Origin of the sequence: Ruminococcus sp. YRD2003 (genome assembly GCA_900109435.1) — a bacterium.
Lineage (GTDB): Bacteria > Bacillota > Clostridia > Oscillospirales > Ruminococcaceae > Ruminococcus > Ruminococcus flavefaciens_G.
This window is the reverse complement of the sequence record FNZT01000018.1, coordinates 1-18573: the sequence shown is the minus strand read 5'-3', so window position 1 is coordinate 18573 and position 18573 is coordinate 1. Positions and strand designations below refer to the sequence as shown.

Sequence of the window (18573 nt, the reverse complement as noted above, 5' to 3'; positions counted from 1 at the left end):
AATTTCGGTATTTTTTAGTGTTGATAAGGTGATGCGTTGGGCGTGCCAGTTGCAAAGATAACGCCCTTGCCGCCTGTCTTTTCATCGAGGTATCTGCATTTGAGGAAAAGATCGAGTGCTTTCTGTGAAGCCGAGTTGGAAATTCCGGCTACATTCTGCAATTTTGTGGCGACGAACAGGTTTTTGAACTCGTGGGCTTCATCGACGAACAAACGGTCGATTCCGAGCTGCTCAAAGGTCAGCGTATCGTCCTGTCCTGCTTTTTCGAGCTTGTCAAGCTGTTTCTGCAAACTCTTTCGGGTTCGCTCCATAGCCTTGATCTGGAACTTAGAGCCTTCGCTCTTTTTCAGTTCCTCAATGCCTTGCAGAATATCGTCGATCTGGCTCTGAATGGTCATGACCTGTCTCTCTTTGGAAACAGGAATCTTACCGAGCTGAGAGTGACCGATGATAACCGCATCATAGTTGCCAGTAGCGATTTTTGCAAAAAGCTGCTGGCGATTTTCCTTCTTGAAGTCCTTTTTGGTCGCAACAAGAATATTAGCTCCCGGATAGAGCTTCTGAAAATCGTCACCGATTTGCTCCGTCAAGTGGTTTGGAACGGCAAACAGGCTCTTGGTACACAGACCTAACCGCTTGCTTTCCATAGCAGTAGCGATCATCTCAAAGGTTTTTCCGGCGCCAACACAGTGAGCGAACAAGGTGTTTCCGCCAAACATAGCGTGAGCGATAGCATTTTTCTGATGATCGTGCAAGTGAATATCGCTGTTCATCATCGGGAAAGAAAGAGCCGAGCCGTCAAACTCACGGGGACGGATACTGTTGAACAGCTCATTGTAACGCTCTACAATAGCTTCACGGCGCTGCGGATCTTTGAAGATCCAAGCCTTGAAAGCCTTGCGAATATCGTCAGCCTTACGCTGTACCACACGGGTAGCATCAATATCCACCACACGTTTTTCCTTTGTATCGCCCAAGCCGTCAGGCACTTCGATCGTCTTGTAGACCTTCGGCTCTTGCAGATTCAGCAAATGCTCAAAGATGTCATAAGCGTTCATCTTGTGTGTGCCGTACTTTTGAGTCGCAAGCACCGACCTGTCGGAAGATTTGTTGCTTACATGGAAAGAATTAGCGTGGACGGAGTATTCCACCCCTACGATAGCAGACTTGTTCCAACGTGCAGACGGACTGTCACTCCGCTGATATGCCGGAGTCTGCAACAGCTCATACATGAACTGTTCGTAATACTTCGGATCGAGCCAAGCGGCACCGAGCTTAATGTCAATATCTCCGGCTTTCAGAGGTTCAGGCATAGCCTGTTTCAGCGCCGATACGTTGATATTGAAATCGGGATCATACTCAGCGATCTCCTCAGCTTCACGGAGCTTCTTGCGAATATCGCCCGAAAGGTACTCCGAAGCCGTCTGATAGTCATTCTCCGTATGGGGAATCTTGAAAATTTCGCCAGTAAGGTCGTGCTTCAGCTCGTCCTCGGTCATGCCTGTGAGCTTTCCCATATACTCAAAGTCAACCCGTGCTTTCTCAGCAATGGAGAGCGTGAGTGCTTCAAGTGCTGTATCAACTCGTTCCACAGCCTTCGGCGGCACGATAGTCCGCTTTGTGAAAATATCGGACTTTTCAAGGAGCTTAGTCTTATCATAGCTCTTTTCCAGTCCTGCCACAAGGTTATACGAAACATCTTCCGCAAAATAACGCTTGTTGGTCTGAGAGTGGATAAGTCCGAATTTCTTATAGAAATCGTCGTATGCCACATTCAGTTTTGCCTGCAAATCCTTGATAACGCTGTCAGGCTTGTCAAGCTCCATTGCTTCGATCAGCTCACGGGTGAGGTCACGAAGCTCAATAAACGCCTTGAAACGCTTGTGCTGTGCAGTACCCTTGTCGAAACGGAACTCACAGGCAGCGTTATTTTTCTTGAAGAAAACCTGATCGTCAGAAAGGAAAAAGCTGTAATTACGCAGTTTAGAGGGAATCTGCACCTGCACACCGTCAGCCGTTTTCGCATAAACATCTCTGCCACGCTCATGACTGATCTCCGCAGACAGCTTACCGACTGCTTCATGAAGTGCCGATCTCAGGTCAAAGCCGTCCTCAGCGACAACCATTGTACCGCTGCCGTAGAGCTTATTGCCCTCGACCACCGTACCAAGCACCATATCGGGGTGCTGTTCAAAGTATTTGTTGATCGGCAGACCGTCAGCCGTTTCACCGATATGTACCCAATCAGGAATATCGGACATTTCGGCAACAGACTTGCCCTCACGCTTCTGTAAAAAGATAATATCAGTGGTCACTTCTGTGCCTGCATTATCCTTAAAAGCTCCGTTCTTGCCACCCGGCAGTCGGATCGCACCGATGAAATCAGCCTTGTCAGCCAACATCTGGCGAGTGCTTTCGTCACGCTTATCGAGTGTGCCTGCCGAGGTCACAAATGCCATGATTCCGCCATTTTTCAGCTTGTCGAGAGCTTCGGCAAAGAAGAAATCGTGCAGTTTCGTGGTATCGTGGACGGTATCACGGAAACCAAGCTCACCGAACGGGACATTGCCGACAGCCACATCAAAGCAGCCGTTCTGAAAACGGTTCTGCTCAAAGCCCTGAATCGCAATATCCGCATCAGGATAAAGAGCCTGAGCGATCCTGCCAGACAGCGAGTCGATCTCCACGCCGTAAAGCTGGGAGTGTGCCTGCATATCTTCGGGCATTCTGCCGAAAAAGTTTCCGATACCCATTGCAGGCTCTAAGACAGCACCGCCGTCAAAGCCGAAATTGCCGAGAGCTTCATAGATGCCGTCAATAACCGTAGGAGAAGTATAGAAAGCATCATTGACCGTTGAACGAGCCTGAGCGTACTCCTGCGGAGTCAGCAGCTCTGAAAGCTCCTTATATTCTGCGGCCCACTTCGGATCGTCCTTGTCAAAAGCCTTTGCCAAAGCTCCCCAGCCGACATATTTCGACAGGGTTTCCTTTTCCTCATCAGTTGCAGGACGCTTTTCAGCTTCAAGTGTTTTCAGTGTTTTGATTGCATCGACATTCGCCCTGAACTTTGTCTTAGCACCGCCGTCACCGAGGTTATCATCAGTAATGGTGAAGTTTTCGCCCTTATCGGGTGCAGTTGCTTCCGGTGTGGGAGCATCGACCTCATCAACAACAGGTGCGACCTCCGGCTCTTTCTCAGCCTGAACAGTCTGCTCACGCTCCAAGCTGTCAATGAAATGGAATGACATCAGCATATCGCCATTATCGAGCCGAGAAGTCAGCTCACCGCCGTCAAAAGTCCAGTTCTTCGCACGGTCGAACTCCATGTGGAGGTCTTTGCCCGTAGGTTCACCGTTTTCATCGAGCTTTCTGGAAGTAAAATCAACGGTGCTTACACCCGTGACGATTCTGCGCTCTCCGATACATTCAGGACGGAGATGATCGCTGATCTCAAATATCATTCCTGGCTTCAATGACTTTTTGAGCTGAGATAGGTTCTTGACCGTAGGAATATCAGTCTTTTCCGTTTCATGCGCGACAGCAGGATTATCCGGTTTGACCTCAGCCTTTACAGGCTCAGGCTTCACAGGTTCAGACTTTTCCTTTTCGGGTTCAGCCCTGCCGATATACTCATACAGACCGCTGTAAAGGAGCTTATCATAGGAGATATTCTCCGTCACAGCGAAACCGCTGCTTTCACGCTGAATGGTGCAATCGTCCGAATAGAACGGGAGTGCGCCCGTCAGCGAAATAACCTCAGAAACCTCGCCAGTAATCTTGTGACGAAATCGGTCACCGACTTCCACGATCTTGTGGCTCTGCTCCTCAGCCTTTTCCGCTTTGAGTGCGGCCCTCTCAGCTTTCTGTTCAGCAGAAAGGTAGGTATCGTCCCTGAGCCGTGATTCGGTCATTGTTGCGACATTGTACCACGAATGACGGAATTTTTCGCCGTTCTCAAAGCTGAATGTGATACCCTGAGAATTATAGTCAACGAGTGAGATCTTGCCCTCACCGCTGTGTCCGCCTGTGCCATACTCCTTTTTCAAGAAATCGGCAAGCTGCTGGATAGTCGGGTGCTTTTCTTCGTAGAAGTCCTGCACACGGAGCTTGCCGTGAACAAAGCCAGTTCCACGGTCGATCTCGGCGGCAAGTGCTTCATAGACCTGAACACCGTCCACCACCGGACCTTTTGCAAACTCGGACTTAGGCTTTTCTTTTGCTGGCTTTGAAGATGTCAGCGGTTCGGGATCGCCAAACAAAGAAAGCTGTTCGCCCTGAATATCGGGCTTCTCCCAAAACGGAATATCATCGTTCTGACTCCGCTGAATTTCCTCAATAACAGCATCATCGGTGAACAGGGGCTTGTCAATATCCTCTGAAACCGTTGGAGCATCATCGACTGCCATTAGACCAAGCTCATAGGCGGCTCCGTCGATCTCAGCATGATGGTTTTCATAGGTGTCGATAGAGATAACGCCCTCGGCATTATCAATGATAACAGTAGCTCCGAGGGAAAGTGCCTTATCCTTGATCTCGTCAAGGCTCTCGGCATCACCCTTGTATTTCAGCGTAATAGACGGCACATCTTCCGCAGGAGAAGAAGTATCAGAAACATCGGCGGCATCACTCATAAGGTCAACCGTCTGTTCGTCCTTGCCAGTGTGCCTGTCGATAACCTCATCGGGAACGGATACAAGGTCAGAGAAGTCCAAGTCAGTCAGACCGTTCTCGATCATATCCTCGATACTGTCAAATTGCTCTGTATCGAATACCTCGCCGTCAAATTCGTGAGTGAACTTGAAATCCACAAGGTCAGCCGTCACCTGAATGGGCAGCTCATCATCGGTCAGAGTGGTAAACGCAAGACCGACATTGTGCAGATCGGAGAAATCAGCACCCTCACGGTACTCTGCTTCGCAAAAATCGTTGATAAGGAACTTTGCCTTATCAAGCGGAGTCTCGAAAGTATGCTGAAAATCCATGATCTCCACGGGCTTGTCGGGGTTATGCTCAAGCATCGCAGTACGCAGGAGTGCGGGGAAAGTGGTCATCTCACGGTAAGGCTCAATCTCCATTTTATCGCCACGGTTATAGATACCGCAGACGGGATCGCCGTCATAGAACAGTTCACCGACCTTATCGCCGTCAGCGATTGCCAGTTTCCATGTGCCACGCTCCGTTTCGGCAGATTCGCAGTCAGTCCCGAAGAACTTGTCAACGACCTGCTGTAATGTCTGGAGCTTCTCAGCTTCACGCTTCGGAGGGTTCAGCTCAAATGCCTGTTCAATCAGGACAGTATATCCAGCTTCTCTCAGCTTGTCGGAGTATTCGTCCTTGACATGAGCCGGAAAACCGACCATAGGCTGCCCATTTTTGGAGAGCATACGCAGTCCGAGGACTTCCGCACCGATCTCCGCATTTTTGCCGTGCATCTCGTAGAAGTCACCGACCTTGCGGAGCGATACCGGACCTTTATCTTCGGGTTCAGCCTTTTCAGCCTGCTGTCCGCCCTTGCTGATGATCTCAAAGCCCTTTTCCTCCATATCCTGCTGCCAGCCGTCATACGCAAGAACATCGGAAGTACCGAGAAGGATACCGCCGTAGTCGGGTGCGTCAAGGTCTTTCAGGGAAATGCTCTTGTCGCTGATCTTCTCGACCTCACGGTGAGCGCCGTCATACATGATAATATCACCGACTGCAAGATCGGACACCTTTGCAGTTTCGGGCTTTTCCTGCACAAGCTCCTTTTCACGGAAGAACTCAGGCATTTTGGTAAAGCCGAAGCTGTCACAGAAATACGCTGTATCCTTGCCGTCAACGGAAATGACGATAACATCGGAAACTGAAAGAGAATGACCTCTGAAATCTTCGGGGTGATTGGTATTGAACTGAGCAAAGAGAGCTTCAAGAGTAGCATTGCCCCTGAACTCTCCGACTTCGCCCTCATAGACAAGCTCATAATCGTCCTTGTTGAGCTGAACACCGTCATTTTTGAGCTGTTCCATACCCTCAAAGCGGATACCGTGATACTTGTCACCGCCGGGGAGCTGATAAATCTGAAAAGTTCCTTTCTGCTCAGGTTCAGGACGTTCGCCCTCCTTGAAGAAAACAAACGGCATATACTTTTCGATTGCTTTTTCCATCGGAAGATGATCTCTGGTGATATTCACAGAAGTAGTCATATCGGCATTGTTAAGCAGTTGATAATACTGTTCTTCTGTTGACAGCCTGTTCCATCTCTCAAAAAACTGCTTTCGGGCAGACTGCGCCTGTTCCTGAATACGCTGCATATCTTTCTCCGAGAGAGTATCGTCATAAATAGATACAACGCCCTCCTCGGAAATATGAGCAACAGTAGGATAATCGTGAGTTTCGGGATCAGTACGGGATACATCATAAGCCGTAATACCATTTCCTAACAGACCGAAGTGGATAGAGCTTTCAGGCTCAAAAGTTACATGATACTTTTCCTTTGCGATGATAGCAAATACCTGTTCGGTCTGAGCTTCATCACCAAGAATACCATAGAGAGCCTTTTTGATACGGTTGAGCTTCGGCTTATTGTCGCCTTTCTCCCAATCTGCCATAGCTGCGCCGCCAAAAGCGTTAAGCAGGTCAGCGATTTTTGTATCTTCAATATCGGGTACAGCCGCCTGAATATCATCACGAACCCACCAGAAAGCGAGGTCATTGAACTCCTCATGGGTGCGGTCAATGAAAGCCTGCCCGATCTCCTCAAAGGAAACAAAACGCTCCATACCGCCGAAACTGCACATAAAGCCGTCCTCAGTCCTCTCCGTATGCAGGGAGTGACGGAGGTTTTCAGCATAATAATAGGTGCGGTCTGAGATCTCGCCCTGTTCAAAGATAAACTCAATATCTGTGGCCCCGCCGCCCTCTAACAGGCCGAGGGCAAGCTCACGGCGAATATCCTCACCGTCATGATAACCGAGATCACGCCTGATCTGTTCGTCAATGTTACGGCTCTCACAACCTTCGTTGAAATGATATGTCAGAACCTCGTTGTAGAGGGAACTGATGAAATATCTGCGAAAATCCTTGATATTATCGACCTTTGCCATATTCTCAAGGACATTCTCTACCATGTAGATATTGGCTTTGAGCATCTTTGACTGAATAACTGCTCTGGGGAATGCCTGACCTCTGAGTGTGGTATATGGCAGAGGGGAACATATTTCGTCAACGATAAAGCCGACAATTTCATCAGCTTCTGCATAACCGTCCCGACCGTCCTGACAGAGCCAGTCACCAAGATGCCAGTAGTCGAGATTATCTCTGACAACTTCTGTGAAATACTCTACTTCTTCTGCGTTATATCCGTCAGTCACTCTCTCAGCAGATTTTTCAACACTCGGAATGTTGAAAGTTGGCTTTGCCACCGCAGGAATGATAGAGGATTTATCACACAGTAATTGATTTTTCTGTTTTGTATTGTTGTTATTATATTGTCCCTGATTTTCAGACAGCGGAGTTTCAGCAGGCGGAGTGTCCAGATACGGGTTTTCCACCTTCTGTTTTTCAGCCGATGAAGAAACAACGGCTTTCGCCTTGCCGCCCTCACGGATCGTAATAGCCTTGCGTCTGGTCTCAGCTTCAAGTTCGTCTGCTTCTTCCTTGCTGACGGGTACATCGAAAAAGCTGTAAACATATTCAAAATGATTGTTCACGCTCTCATTCGACAGGAGTTTTGTGCGAACAAGGTAGCCCATATCAATGAGTTTGTTCACAGCGTTATGCACGGCAGTCTTGCCCTCTTTGCAGATAGCTTTCAGTCCTGACATAGAGAAATTCCAGCTATTCGGCAGAGAAAGAACTTTCAGCATAAAGCCGATCAGTTTGTTTCTGATCTTATTGGTTCTGAGGAGCTTTGCACTGATAATAGTGAAATTGCTGTCCTTCTTCACACGGTTCAGGGTAGCGTTATCTGCTGTAAATGTCTCCATTTCAATGTCATACTTCGGGATAGAATCGTCCAGTTCCGAGTATTCATAGAAGTCATAGAGATAGCTGATCCTGCCCGTAGGAGACTCGTTTGGCATCAGCAAGGTCTTTTTGACATATCCCCACTGTTCCAGTTCAGCAAGTTGAGACTTGATCGCTGTTTCACCGTCCTCACAGATAGCCACAAGTCCGGCAATCGTGAAATTCCATGTAGGTGGTAGGTCATTGATCTTGCCGAGCAGACCTATCGAATCGCAGCCGATATTTGTTGACCGCACGAAGCAATTGCTCAGAACGGCATAACCGCCTGACCTATGTACTCGGCAGATCGTATCTGGTATTGTCTTTTTTGCTTTTGTTTTCTTGTCCATTTCTCTCACCTCTGCTTACGCTCCGTACACAAATTCCATGTTGGATATTCGCAGCTTGTTGACCGCATAGACATGACCATACGGCTTCTGCACTACAAGGAGGAAACCTCTCTTGCAAAGCTCATACACAGCGGTACGAAGCTCATCGAAGGTGAACTGTGAAAGCTCACTGTAACGGCGAAGCTCATCGACCGTAACGTAGTCAAAGTCTGAATGGTTGAGCATTGCCGTCAGCAGTTCATTACAGGCTTTAGCTTCAAAGTTGTAATTGAGCAGACTGATTTCAGTAGGGTTCGGCATAGAAAGACCTCCTTGACATAGTTCATCTGAAATAAAAAAAGCTCCTCAGCGACCTGTTTTCATACAGGCTCAGTGAGAAGCGATGTGCAATATTCAATTTTTAGGCATAAAAATAGCGGACAGCGCTTCTGTTATGAAACACCGTCCGCTATTGTCCATTATTCAGTTTGCTTTGTCAACAGACTTTCTACCGTTTTAGGGTTGTTTTCGGCTTCTACCAAGTTTCTACCAACTTTTTTACCGTTGGCTTTCTACCAAATTTCTACCAAAAATCTTCAAAATGCTTGAATTTTCAGAACAGCGCTGTTTCGCTGTTTTTGAGCTTTCTACCATTAAAAAGCCCCATGGAATCGGATTTTTTTGTGTGACTCAGTGTGACTCGGTGGTACTCAGTGTGAAATTGGTTTGATAATACCATATAAAATGTAAAAATACAAGCAAAATCTGATGATTGTGTATAGTTTGTTTGAGCATGATCTGAGGCACAGATATTGCAGATTATGAACGATACAAGAGCCAACAAACAGCCGGTCTCCCCATAAACGCAACATAAAAAAGACGCCTCCCATACGGGAGGCATCTCATTATTAACGTTATGATTCTTTAGGTTTTGCAAATTCCTTGAGAGTTGGAACTTCTCCCGTCGCCGTAGAGATGAGTGCGTAGTATGCAAGAACTGTTGAAGCGTCCTTTGCGTCTACCCTGCCGTCGCCGTTGACGTCGGCTGCTACACGCTGCTCGTCGGTGAGTCCGTCCTCGCCGCCTGTTGAAGCCTTAGCGTACGCAACAAGGATGAACGAAGCGTCCTTCGCATCGACCTTGCCGTCGGCGTTTACGTCGCCGAGAGGCAGAGTCTGCGTTGTGGGCGTGGTCTCGGTAGTTGTCGTGCCGCCCTCGCCTGTAGTCGAAGCCGCAGTTGTCTGCGATGTCGAGCTTGTCGATGTTGCTGCGCTGCCTGTGGCTGTCGTTGCCGAACCGGTGCCAGTTGTGCTCGACTGCGCGGGAACTGTAGTGCCTGCGCCTGTTGCAGTTGTTTCTGTTGAGCCCGCATAGCCCGCAGCCGTCGTGGAAACAGGAGCAGATGTAGTCGATGCGGGAGCCTCGGTCGTGGAGACGGGAGCTGTAGTCGAGCCACCCTGTGCCGTTGTTGCAGCCGTCGTTGTTGTCGAGCCGCTGCCGCTCGTTGTCGAAGCAGTTGTTGTAGTGGTAGCCTTATCGGAAACTGTCGTTACAGCACCTGTAGAGGCTGTAGTTGTAGTTGTTGCCTCATCGGAAACAGTCGCGGTCGCTGCTGTTGAAGAGGTCGTTGTTGTAGTCTCGTCGGAAGCCGCTGTCGTAGCCGCCTCTGTAGCTGTCGTAGTCACAACGTCGGAAGCTGTAGTTGTCACGATGTCGGAAGCAGTTGTCGCTGTGCCCTCTGTCGTGGACGCGGGAGCATCTGTCGTTGTCGTCTGAGCGGCTGTCGTAGTAGCTGTACCCTCAATGGTGGTTGCCGTGCCTTCAGTAGTAGTTGCGGGAACTTCGGTCGTGGTGGTTTCCGTGCCTGCCGCTGTAGTCGATGTCTCGGGAGCTGTAGTGGACGAGCCGCCTGTGGACGTTGCCGATGTTGTCTCGGTCGTTGTGCCTGTGGAGGTCGTGTCAGTGCCCGTGGTAGTTTCGCTCGAAGCCGTGGTCTGCGATGTGCTCTGCGTCGTGCCCGCGGAGGTGGTCGCAGCCGTAGTTGTCGCGGTCACGTTGCCTGTAGCGGTAGATGTGAGAGCCGCTGTAGTGGTCGATGCTTCGCCTGTTGAGGTCGTCTGAGCACCGCTTGCAGTCGTCTGCACGCCTGTTGAGGAGGCAGCAGTTGTAGCAGTTGTAACCGCTGTCGTAACTGACGATACTGGCGCTGCTGTGCTCGCAGTAGTCGCGGGAAGTGTTGTCGCCACTGTATTCGTAGTTGTCACAGGAAGTGTAGTCGCAACAGTATTCGCAGTTGTCGTGGGAAGTGTAGTTGCTGCTGTATTCGCTGTTGTCGCGGGAAGTGTAGTCGCTGCTGTATTCGCCGTTGTCGCGGGAAGTGTGGTCGCAACTGTATTCGTAGTTGTAGCGGGAAGTGTAGTCGCCACTGTATTCGTAGTTGTAGCGGGAAGTGTTGTCGCAACTGTATTCGTAGTTGTCGCGGAAAGTGTTGTCGCCACTGTATTCGTAGTTGTCGCGGGAGCTGTTGTAGCAGCTGCTGTTACTGCAGCAGTGGTAGTAGTCTCGGGAGCTGTCGTAGTTGCCGTTGTAGTTGCTGCTGTAGTTGCTGATGTGGTCGTAGTCTCGGCGTTCATCACCAGCTTTACGCCCGCGGCTTCATTGCCTGCTATCAGTATCTTTCCGCCGCTGACGATGAATGTGACATCGTCCGCCATGAGATAGCCTGTGGGAGCTACAAGCTCCTTGAGCGTGTATGTGCCGTCCTCGGAGAATACGATAGTCGCATTCTTGCCGCTGAGCCATACGAGAGTCTCTCCTGCGGCGTTGATGAGCATTCCGCCCTCTCCGACCTGTACGAATTCATCGCTGAATACTATCGGGGTCACGCCGTCGGGCTTGACGCCTGTGAGCTGGAGCTTTGCACCCTCTATCAGCAGGTCGCTGACGTCAACTGCTGAGATAGGAACGTTAATGCGTGCAATTGTGGTCGTTGTGGATTCTGTCGTTGTAGATGCCGCTGTAGTAACGGCTGTAGTCGTGGTGGTTGCAGCCGCAGAGGTTGTAGCTGCTGTTGTAGTTGTAGTCGCAGTAGTTGTAGCAGTCGTAGTAGTTGTGGTCGTGGTCGTGGTCGTCGTAGTTGTTTCGGTAGTGGTCGTTACAACGTCGCCCTTTGTCTTTATCTGAACAAAGTTTATTGCCTCGGGGATATCTTCGTCCACGCCCTTGGGGAGCTTGGCTGAACAAGCGAATGAATAGAGAGTATCCTTTTCGAGACCCTTCACTGTTATCGTGTAAGTAGCCTCATCACAATCTTCAGGTGCAGGCTTTATCACATTTTCTTCGTTCACTGCAAGGACTGCCTCGAGGATAGTCTCGCCGTACTTCACCTTGATAGCCGCCTGAGCCGCTGCCATAGCGGTTGGGAGCTCGTCTTCCGAGACGTCTCTGAGCGCTGTATCATATTCCGCGAGCGCTTTCAGGTATTTATCCGTATCTACCTCAGGGACATTCTTTAAGATAACAGGAGGCTGCATTTTTGCGCCCTCGGGGACAACAAACTGCACCTTAATGCTGTTCTGCGTGATATCGGCGTCTGTGTACTTTATACCTATGCGGTATAACTTCTCGCCGCAGTTTGCGCAGGAGGTCGAGCCAGCGCCTGTCTCGTCGAGCGACCACTCGCCCCATTTGTGACCCTTTGCGGCAATGACAGTGTCCTCCTTGGTAATCTGCTTAGTGCAAGCCTCATCGGAGTAATACTTGTCGTTTGCTGTGTCATGCCAGTAAGCGATATTGCCTGCTTCGATGCAGGTCGCCGCCTTTGCGGGAACAGCCTCGATAGCGGGCTTGCCAGTGAAGTAGCCGGGCTGACCGGGCTTGTCTATGCGGGCGTATTCAGCGTCGGTGTGCTTGGTGTCGAATACTGTGCCGTTTCCGCCGACGAGGCTCTTTGCATAGTATTCTGAACTACCGTATGAATAGCCGAACATTCTGAATGAATCTGTCACTTTTTCTGTAGTCCATTTCTCAGAAACGATTACAGTTTTCAGATTTTCGCAACTTACAAACATAGAATACATATGAGAGACTTTGCTTGTATCAAAACTGCTTAAATCGAGTGCCGTCAGCTTCTTACAACCGCTGAACATACCGTCCATATCAGTGACATTGCTTGTATCGAAGCTGCTTAAATTGATAGCTGTCAGATTATGACAATCCCCGAACATATAGCCCATATAAGTAACTTTGCTTGTATCAAAACTGCTTAAATCGAGAACTGTCAGATTCTTGCAATCGCTAAACATACGTTGCATATCAGTAACATTACTTGTATTAAACTTGCTCAAATTGAGCGATGTCAAATAGTCGCACCCCGCAAACATATAGGACATATCGGTGACGTTGAGCGTGTTAAAACTGCTCAAATCAAGAGAAATCAGTGGAACGTTGCTGAACATACCGTGCATATCAGTAACATTGCTTGTATCAAAACTGCTTAAATCAAGCGATGTCAGATTCTTGCAACGAGAGAACATCTCGCTCATATCAGTGACTTTGCTTGTATCTGCCTTTGAGAGGTCGATAGTTTCAGCGGTAAATTTGGCGAACATCATGGAACAATCCTCTGGAAGGACAGCGCCTGTCTCAGCAACAACAGCCTTAACTTTTTCGTTGCTCTTATATTCCAGAACATCTTCCTTGAACACATTGCCCGCAAGAAGCGTGAGCGTGCCTGTCTCCTCGTCAAAGGAAACGGACTTTATTATTTCCTTCTCGCCGCAAACCGAGCACTCGCGGTATTTCCTGCCTGTCTCGGCGTCGACCTGCGGCTCGCCCCATATGTGTCCGCCAAGGGACGGGGTCTCAGTGCCCGATATCTTCATGATATTATCAGCGCAGAAGATGCAGTGATAGAAATCAAAGCCGCCCTCAGTGCAGGTAGGAGTTGCCGTGTAGATATGGTCGAAGTTGTAGGTGTGAAGCCCCTTTGCACATTGCTCCTCATTGCATAAGTTGCTATGGAAGTATATCTTTATAGTGCCGATAGCTTTGGTCTTGTCCTTGTACTTTATAGTAGCAATGCCTACCCTTACGCCACCTGAGATAGTATTCTCCTTTTCAATATTAATGTCAAGAAGACTATTATCCATGGTAGAAGTGCCGTTTGATAATGTAAAGGTGGGGGTTACGCTGTTAGTGATGTAGTAGGTCGAGCCGTCCACGCCAGTGTGTGTTACGGGAGCAGCACCGTCAACCTTGTCTACTTTATAATCCGTGAGGTCGATTATAGGATCGAATTTAACGTTGCTTTTGTTTGCGTTAGCGAACTTGCTTGCGCCCGATTCCAGCAAACCAGCAGTTTTTGCGGGAGCATGGATAGTGACCTTATACTTCTCACTGTCTTTCTCTTTCGAGTTGCCGTAGTTAGCGTCGAGCAGCGTCCCATCCGTAACATACGGCGGCACATAGAGGTCAACGAGCGAATGCAGCGTTATCTCGTCGTCGCGCATATACTTTGTTTTCGTCATCTGGAATGCGTTAGTGCCTATGCCTGTTTCCTCTATGCCATAGGGAATATACAGCTCTGTTACCCCCGTATTCTCGAACGCAGAAGCGCCGATAGTCTTAACAGTCTCGGGGATATTGAGCTCCTTGAGGTTGTATGTGTCCATGAAAGCGTATTTGGGTATCTCTTTCAGATTTGCGGGAAGCTGAACCGTTTCAAGCTCGGGGTCGCCCCAGAACATCATCTCGCCCAGCTCAAAGTCGGAGGCGTTGGCGGTGAAAAGTATCTTCTTTACGCCGTGGAAGAAGTGCTGTTTTTCGCCGGTGTTGAACTGTAAGAGTTCGCCTGCGAATCTGACGTTCCACTTACCCTCTATCTGTACTTTTTCGATAGAGTTGTAGTAGGAATCCTTCATATCAGCGTAAGTGTGACCCTCTTTTAGGTCATAGCAGCCATTTTTGTTTGACACACCGAACAACGAGAATTTTTGAAAGTCAGTGAGGCTGTCCGTGGGCTGTCTGAGCACGAAATTCTTAGTGAATACGACATTTTTCAGCGAGCAGTTCTCGAACCAGTAAGCCTCATCGCCGCTCGTATTCCATTTCGGCGTGCCGTCGAATGTGAGCGTGTCCGTCACATTTGATTCGTACATGAACTCGTTATAGATAAGAGGAGAGCCTTGTATGGTAACATTACCGATATTACTACAGTTATAGAATGCGTGCGGGGCTATTCTTGTAGCTTTATTGGTGTAAACACTCAGATTTTTGTTGTTTACAGAGGTAAAAGCATTTAAGCCAATCAAATCTACATCATCGGGGACGTAATATCTCTCTGCATTATTTGCAGGCGGGAAAAAGTGCAGCATTTTTCCGCTGCCGCTTTCCTCGGAATAGTTCTGATAAAGAACGCCGTCCTTATCAGTGTAGAACGTAGTATTATCCGCGTCAACGCTGAAGCTCGCGAGCGACGAACAGCCCTCGAATGCGTAGTTGTCTACAGATGTCACATTCTTGGGGAGAGTGAATGATGTGAGCGCTGAGCAGCCCTTGAAAGCCCACTGTCCGATAGTTGCAAGTTTACTGGGGTTTGGATAGCTGTGACCGATAAATATGACAGATTCGCCAATATCAACAGTTGTAAGACTTGAACAGCCTTCAAAAGCATTTTTCCCTATGCTTTCAACGGTAAATGGAATGTAAACTTTTTCAATAGTGTTTTTGTTTTTGAAAGCGTCATTGCTAATACCGGTAACTGCACATGCATCATAATATCCGTTTTTTCCAGCTCCTTTGTGGAGAAACGCAGGCTGCGGGATAGTAACATTTGCATCTGAGCCTTTATATTTGTTGATATAATAACAATATACGTTCTTTACATCAGGCGAAATATAACCTGTTCCTGATATTGTATCCAGTTTTGTATAATAAAAATTGTCATCAAGATATTTTTCAAAATCAGTTTGTGAAATAAAGCCTATCTCCGTGCCATATTCTCCTGCCGCCTCCGCAGTAATACTGCTTGCGGGCTTGATAAGCCCCGTAGGATAATAGCCCGCGCTGTAGCCGAACACGGTCACCGCCGCGAGCGCTGCCGCAGCTATTCGTTTGAATTCCATTTTTTTACCTCTTGTTACTTTCCGTTTTATGATTCCCATATTTTCCTCCTTACGCCCAAGGGTCTGCGCTGTCGGGCTGTCTTATGTCCGCGAGCAGGAACTGCTCCCAGAGATACCATTTGCCGTCCTTTGCCTGCCTGAGCTGCACATACCGCGGAGAATCAGCTCCGCCAGACTGTATGAACAGCTTGGCATAACCCTGCTCCTGATACGAGTAGGGGTTCTCGCTGACCTTGACCGTGTACGGCTCTGCGGGAGTGTAGTCGTTCTGCGGCGTTGCTCCGACGAAGTACGAGCGCGGAACGTAGTCCTTGTCCCTGAATCGGTCGCGAATGAACTGCTTGTCGTGCTCCGACAGCGGCTGAGGTCCCTTCAGATAGCCCAGCATTTGCAGCGAGAGCTCGGCATTCTGCGGGTAGAAGCAGAGCGCAAGCACCGTCATTGCCGCCGTATCGAACGGCGTCGCGAGCTGCGCCTGCGGCAGAGCCTTAAACTCGTCGAGCGTGTCGGGCAGCTTCGCGAACTGCACGTCCACAGACTTGTTGGACGCTGTCTGCACCGCATCGCGGGCAACACTCTCGGTCGCCTGTTTCAGCTTGTCAAATAGTCCCATAGTATTCCTCCTTAACCTAACCTAAAAAAGGCAAATTTTTCCTGATATGACCACCCTATCTGATTAAAAAAATATAAAAAGCGCACCCCACGGGACGCAGTTATCCCATAGAGTACGCTTGCGTTATTGTATAAAACATTGAAAAGGGCGCAGTTATGCTGTCTGTACTTGATTGTGCTGTTATACCGCATAGTCATACGCCTTCCACCCCTTTTGAGAGAACTATTGTAGATGTTGAAGAACAAATACTACAATTCCTCAATGTATTATTTTACCATATATCAGAGAAAAAGTCAATAGAACTTGAGAGAATACTATAATCTTGAGTGAATACTAAATCTTGCAAGGAAAGACATAGATTTGACTTGTCTTTTCATCTTTGCCATGGTATGATTTGACAAACAGCTCCTCCCCATATGGGGAGGAAACGATCAAATACCCTTGCTGTTTGTCAGTTGATTTTTAATAGTAGTCGCTCACTAAATAAATCTCACACATCATCTGAGGTTCGCGGATCCGAAAAATAGTATCTGCAAGGAGTACCAGTGACACGCTCCACATATTTGCAGAAGTCTGTGAGATGTGCGCGGGAGCTATTGTAGAGCTTGCCGTCAACGAAGCTCACCGTATTCATTATGAAATGAACGTGGAACAGCGACTCACCACGCTTCTTTTTGTGAACAGCCCATAGGAGCTGGTATTCATTCTTGAAAAATGCTCCTATCAGTACCGCCCACGCCTTAGCTTTCTCGTATGTACGTACCTCCTCGCCAAAGGAGACGATGAAGTGCATCAGGGGATTGTCCTGAGTTTTATGGTAATAATTTTTAACATATAGCATCTGCTCATAGGTCTTGTTAAGGTCATATGGGTCAACCCCGTATCCGCCTATATGAAGCGCCTTTTCGTTGTCGTAAAGATAGTTTAGCGCGTTCAAAAGGTAATTGCTGTGGAATCCGTCAGTATACTTCTTTGACTTGATTATGACCATATCTCTGCGGCCTCCTTTCTTATTTCATCAACCATCTCGGGGGAGGATTCTTCGACTATCATGCAGGCTCTGTTTACAAGATTCTGTAATTTTGCTCTTTTCTCAGGGTTCATGCTATCTTGCCTGTGAACGCCGCATTCCACCAAATATGGACTGATTTTCAGCCCTCTCTCTTGAGCGTTTTGCTTAATAACAGCAAAGTCCTCTGCCGTCATTGAAACGGACGTATTCTTGTCTTTCTTGTCATTTTCAGCTTTCATATAAAAGCCCTCCTAAGTATATTTAAGGGGCGATATAACGCCTATCTATGCTAATAGATATTCTATTGACATTACATCTTACCAATTATATCAATATAATTATCTATAATTATTCTTGCAGGCGTCGCTTCGCTCCTTATTATACAAATGTGGTATTTTTTTGATATTTATGGTATTTTCTTCTTCTCTTTAATTATATACATATGAAATTCCTGTTTTTTCCTTTCCAGAAACATATATTATTATCGTGATGAAAGCAGTTATCATCGATATTACTGAGAAAGGAGAAACAGCAATGTTCAATAACAATCGCTATCTGACGTGCGGCGTAGACAGCACTATACCACTTGAATTACAGCTGTTCCTGTGGGAGTGTGTTGACCGACTGCCTGCTCCGAAAGACTATCTACAGGTGTTCGAGCTGAAGCCTGTTGGCAGCTTACAGTCGATAACGCACAGTTCAGAAGAACCGGAGTATCACATGGAGTACCTGCTCCCGTTGGATACTCCAATCAAAGAGAAGCTGTACATCATTGATGATGGCGATCACAGCACAATGCTCCTAGCAAACGAATATTAAACACGAATGCCAGCCCCTTCGGGGGCTGGTTCTTTCTATTTATGGAGGTAAAACAATGGAAGAAAAATTATACTGCTCCCACTGCGGAGCGCTTATCGGCGAGGATGAAGACTACGAAGAGGTTAATGGTGAAATCGTGTGTACCGACTGCTACGAGCGGCACACCACTACCTGTGACAGATGCGGATCGGTCATCTGGACAGACGACAGCTATGGCGACGAATATACAACACTCTGCCATCACTGCTACGAAAACCACTATACACGATGTTCTTGCTGCGACGCCCTGCTCCATGAGGATGACGCCTACCACCTTGACGGGGAAGATTATTGTGGAGAATGCTATCATGACGAGGTTGACAGAAATCGTTCGATACATGACTACGGTTACAAGCCTGAGCCTATCATGTATGGTGATTCCAATCGCTTCTTCGGCGTTGAGCTGGAGATAGACGGTGCAGGAAAAGACAGCGATAATGCTGATGAAATACTTGCAATCGCCAACAGGGACGAGGATCATATCTACATCAAAGGTGACGGATCATTAGACGACGGAATGGAAATTGTCACGCACCCGATGTCCCTGGAATATCACAAGCAGTTCTGCTGGGAGGAACTGATGAAAAAGGCTATATCATTGGGATATCGCAGCCATCAGACATCTACCTGTGGACTTCACATCCATGTCAATCG

The 18573-nt window shown here is 48.1% G+C and carries 7 protein-coding genes and 1 pseudogene; 2 read left to right on the top strand and 6 right to left on the bottom strand.

Annotation, left to right across the window (positions count from 1 at the left end; translation table 11 throughout):
- Positions 1-14: 14 nt before the first annotated feature.
- From BMX22_RS13790 to BMX22_RS13745, 6 genes are all read right to left on the bottom strand, one after another.
- On the bottom strand, positions 15-8333 hold the full coding sequence (locus BMX22_RS13790; protein WP_074743004.1) for a YodL domain-containing protein: 8319 nt from the start codon (positions 8331-8333) through the stop codon (positions 15-17).
- 15 nt (positions 8334-8348) lie between these two features.
- Entirely contained in the window at positions 8349-8633 is a 285-nt protein-coding gene (locus BMX22_RS13785) for a hypothetical protein (RefSeq protein ID WP_029534795.1), read from the bottom strand.
- A gap of 593 nt (positions 8634-9226) precedes the next feature.
- Positions 9227-15436, bottom strand: coding sequence for a leucine-rich repeat protein (locus tag BMX22_RS15930; RefSeq protein WP_177173038.1), 6210 nt, complete (start codon positions 15434-15436; stop codon positions 9227-9229).
- Positions 15437-15485: 49 nt separating this feature from the next.
- The gene (locus tag BMX22_RS13755) at positions 15486-16049 is read right to left on the bottom strand and encodes a DUF6935 domain-containing protein (RefSeq protein WP_074743002.1); all 564 of its coding nucleotides are present in this window, start codon (positions 16047-16049) and stop codon (positions 15486-15488) included.
- Positions 16050-16539: 490 nt separating this feature from the next.
- Positions 16540-17040, bottom strand: coding sequence for a relaxase/mobilization nuclease domain-containing protein (locus BMX22_RS13750; protein ID WP_074743000.1), 501 nt, complete (start codon positions 17038-17040; stop codon positions 16540-16542).
- The gene (locus BMX22_RS13745) at positions 17031-17300 is read right to left on the bottom strand and encodes a plasmid mobilization protein (protein WP_031562038.1); all 270 of its coding nucleotides are present in this window, start codon (positions 17298-17300) and stop codon (positions 17031-17033) included. The genes BMX22_RS13750 and BMX22_RS13745 overlap by 10 nt, the downstream gene beginning before the upstream one ends.
- Before the next feature lie 295 nt (positions 17301-17595).
- Here BMX22_RS13745 and BMX22_RS13740 point away from each other — a divergent pair, with 295 nt between their 5' ends.
- Both BMX22_RS13740 and BMX22_RS13735 read left to right on the top strand, forming a co-directional pair.
- On the top strand, positions 17596-17880 hold the full coding sequence (locus BMX22_RS13740) for a DUF960 domain-containing protein (RefSeq protein WP_074742998.1): 285 nt from the start codon (positions 17596-17598) through the stop codon (positions 17878-17880).
- 55 nt (positions 17881-17935) lie between these two features.
- Positions 17936-18573 (top strand): annotated as a pseudogene (locus BMX22_RS13735) (zinc-binding protein); the annotation flags it as partial.

Coding starts and splice junctions, on each gene's coding strand:
- BMX22_RS13790 (WP_074743004.1), bottom strand. CDS start 8,333: ATGGACAAGAAAACAAAAGCAAAAAAGACAATACCAGATACGATCTGC.
- BMX22_RS13785 (WP_029534795.1), bottom strand. CDS start 8,633: ATGCCGAACCCTACTGAAATCAGTCTGCTCAATTACAACTTTGAAGCT.
- BMX22_RS15930 (WP_177173038.1), bottom strand. CDS start 15,436: ATGGAATTCAAACGAATAGCTGCGGCAGCGCTCGCGGCGGTGACCGTG.
- BMX22_RS13755 (WP_074743002.1), bottom strand. CDS start 16,049: ATGGGACTATTTGACAAGCTGAAACAGGCGACCGAGAGTGTTGCCCGC.
- BMX22_RS13750 (WP_074743000.1), bottom strand. CDS start 17,040: ATGGTCATAATCAAGTCAAAGAAGTATACTGACGGATTCCACAGCAAT.
- BMX22_RS13745 (WP_031562038.1), bottom strand. CDS start 17,300: ATGAAAGCTGAAAATGACAAGAAAGACAAGAATACGTCCGTTTCAATG.
- BMX22_RS13740 (WP_074742998.1), top strand. CDS start 17,596: ATGTTCAATAACAATCGCTATCTGACGTGCGGCGTAGACAGCACTATA.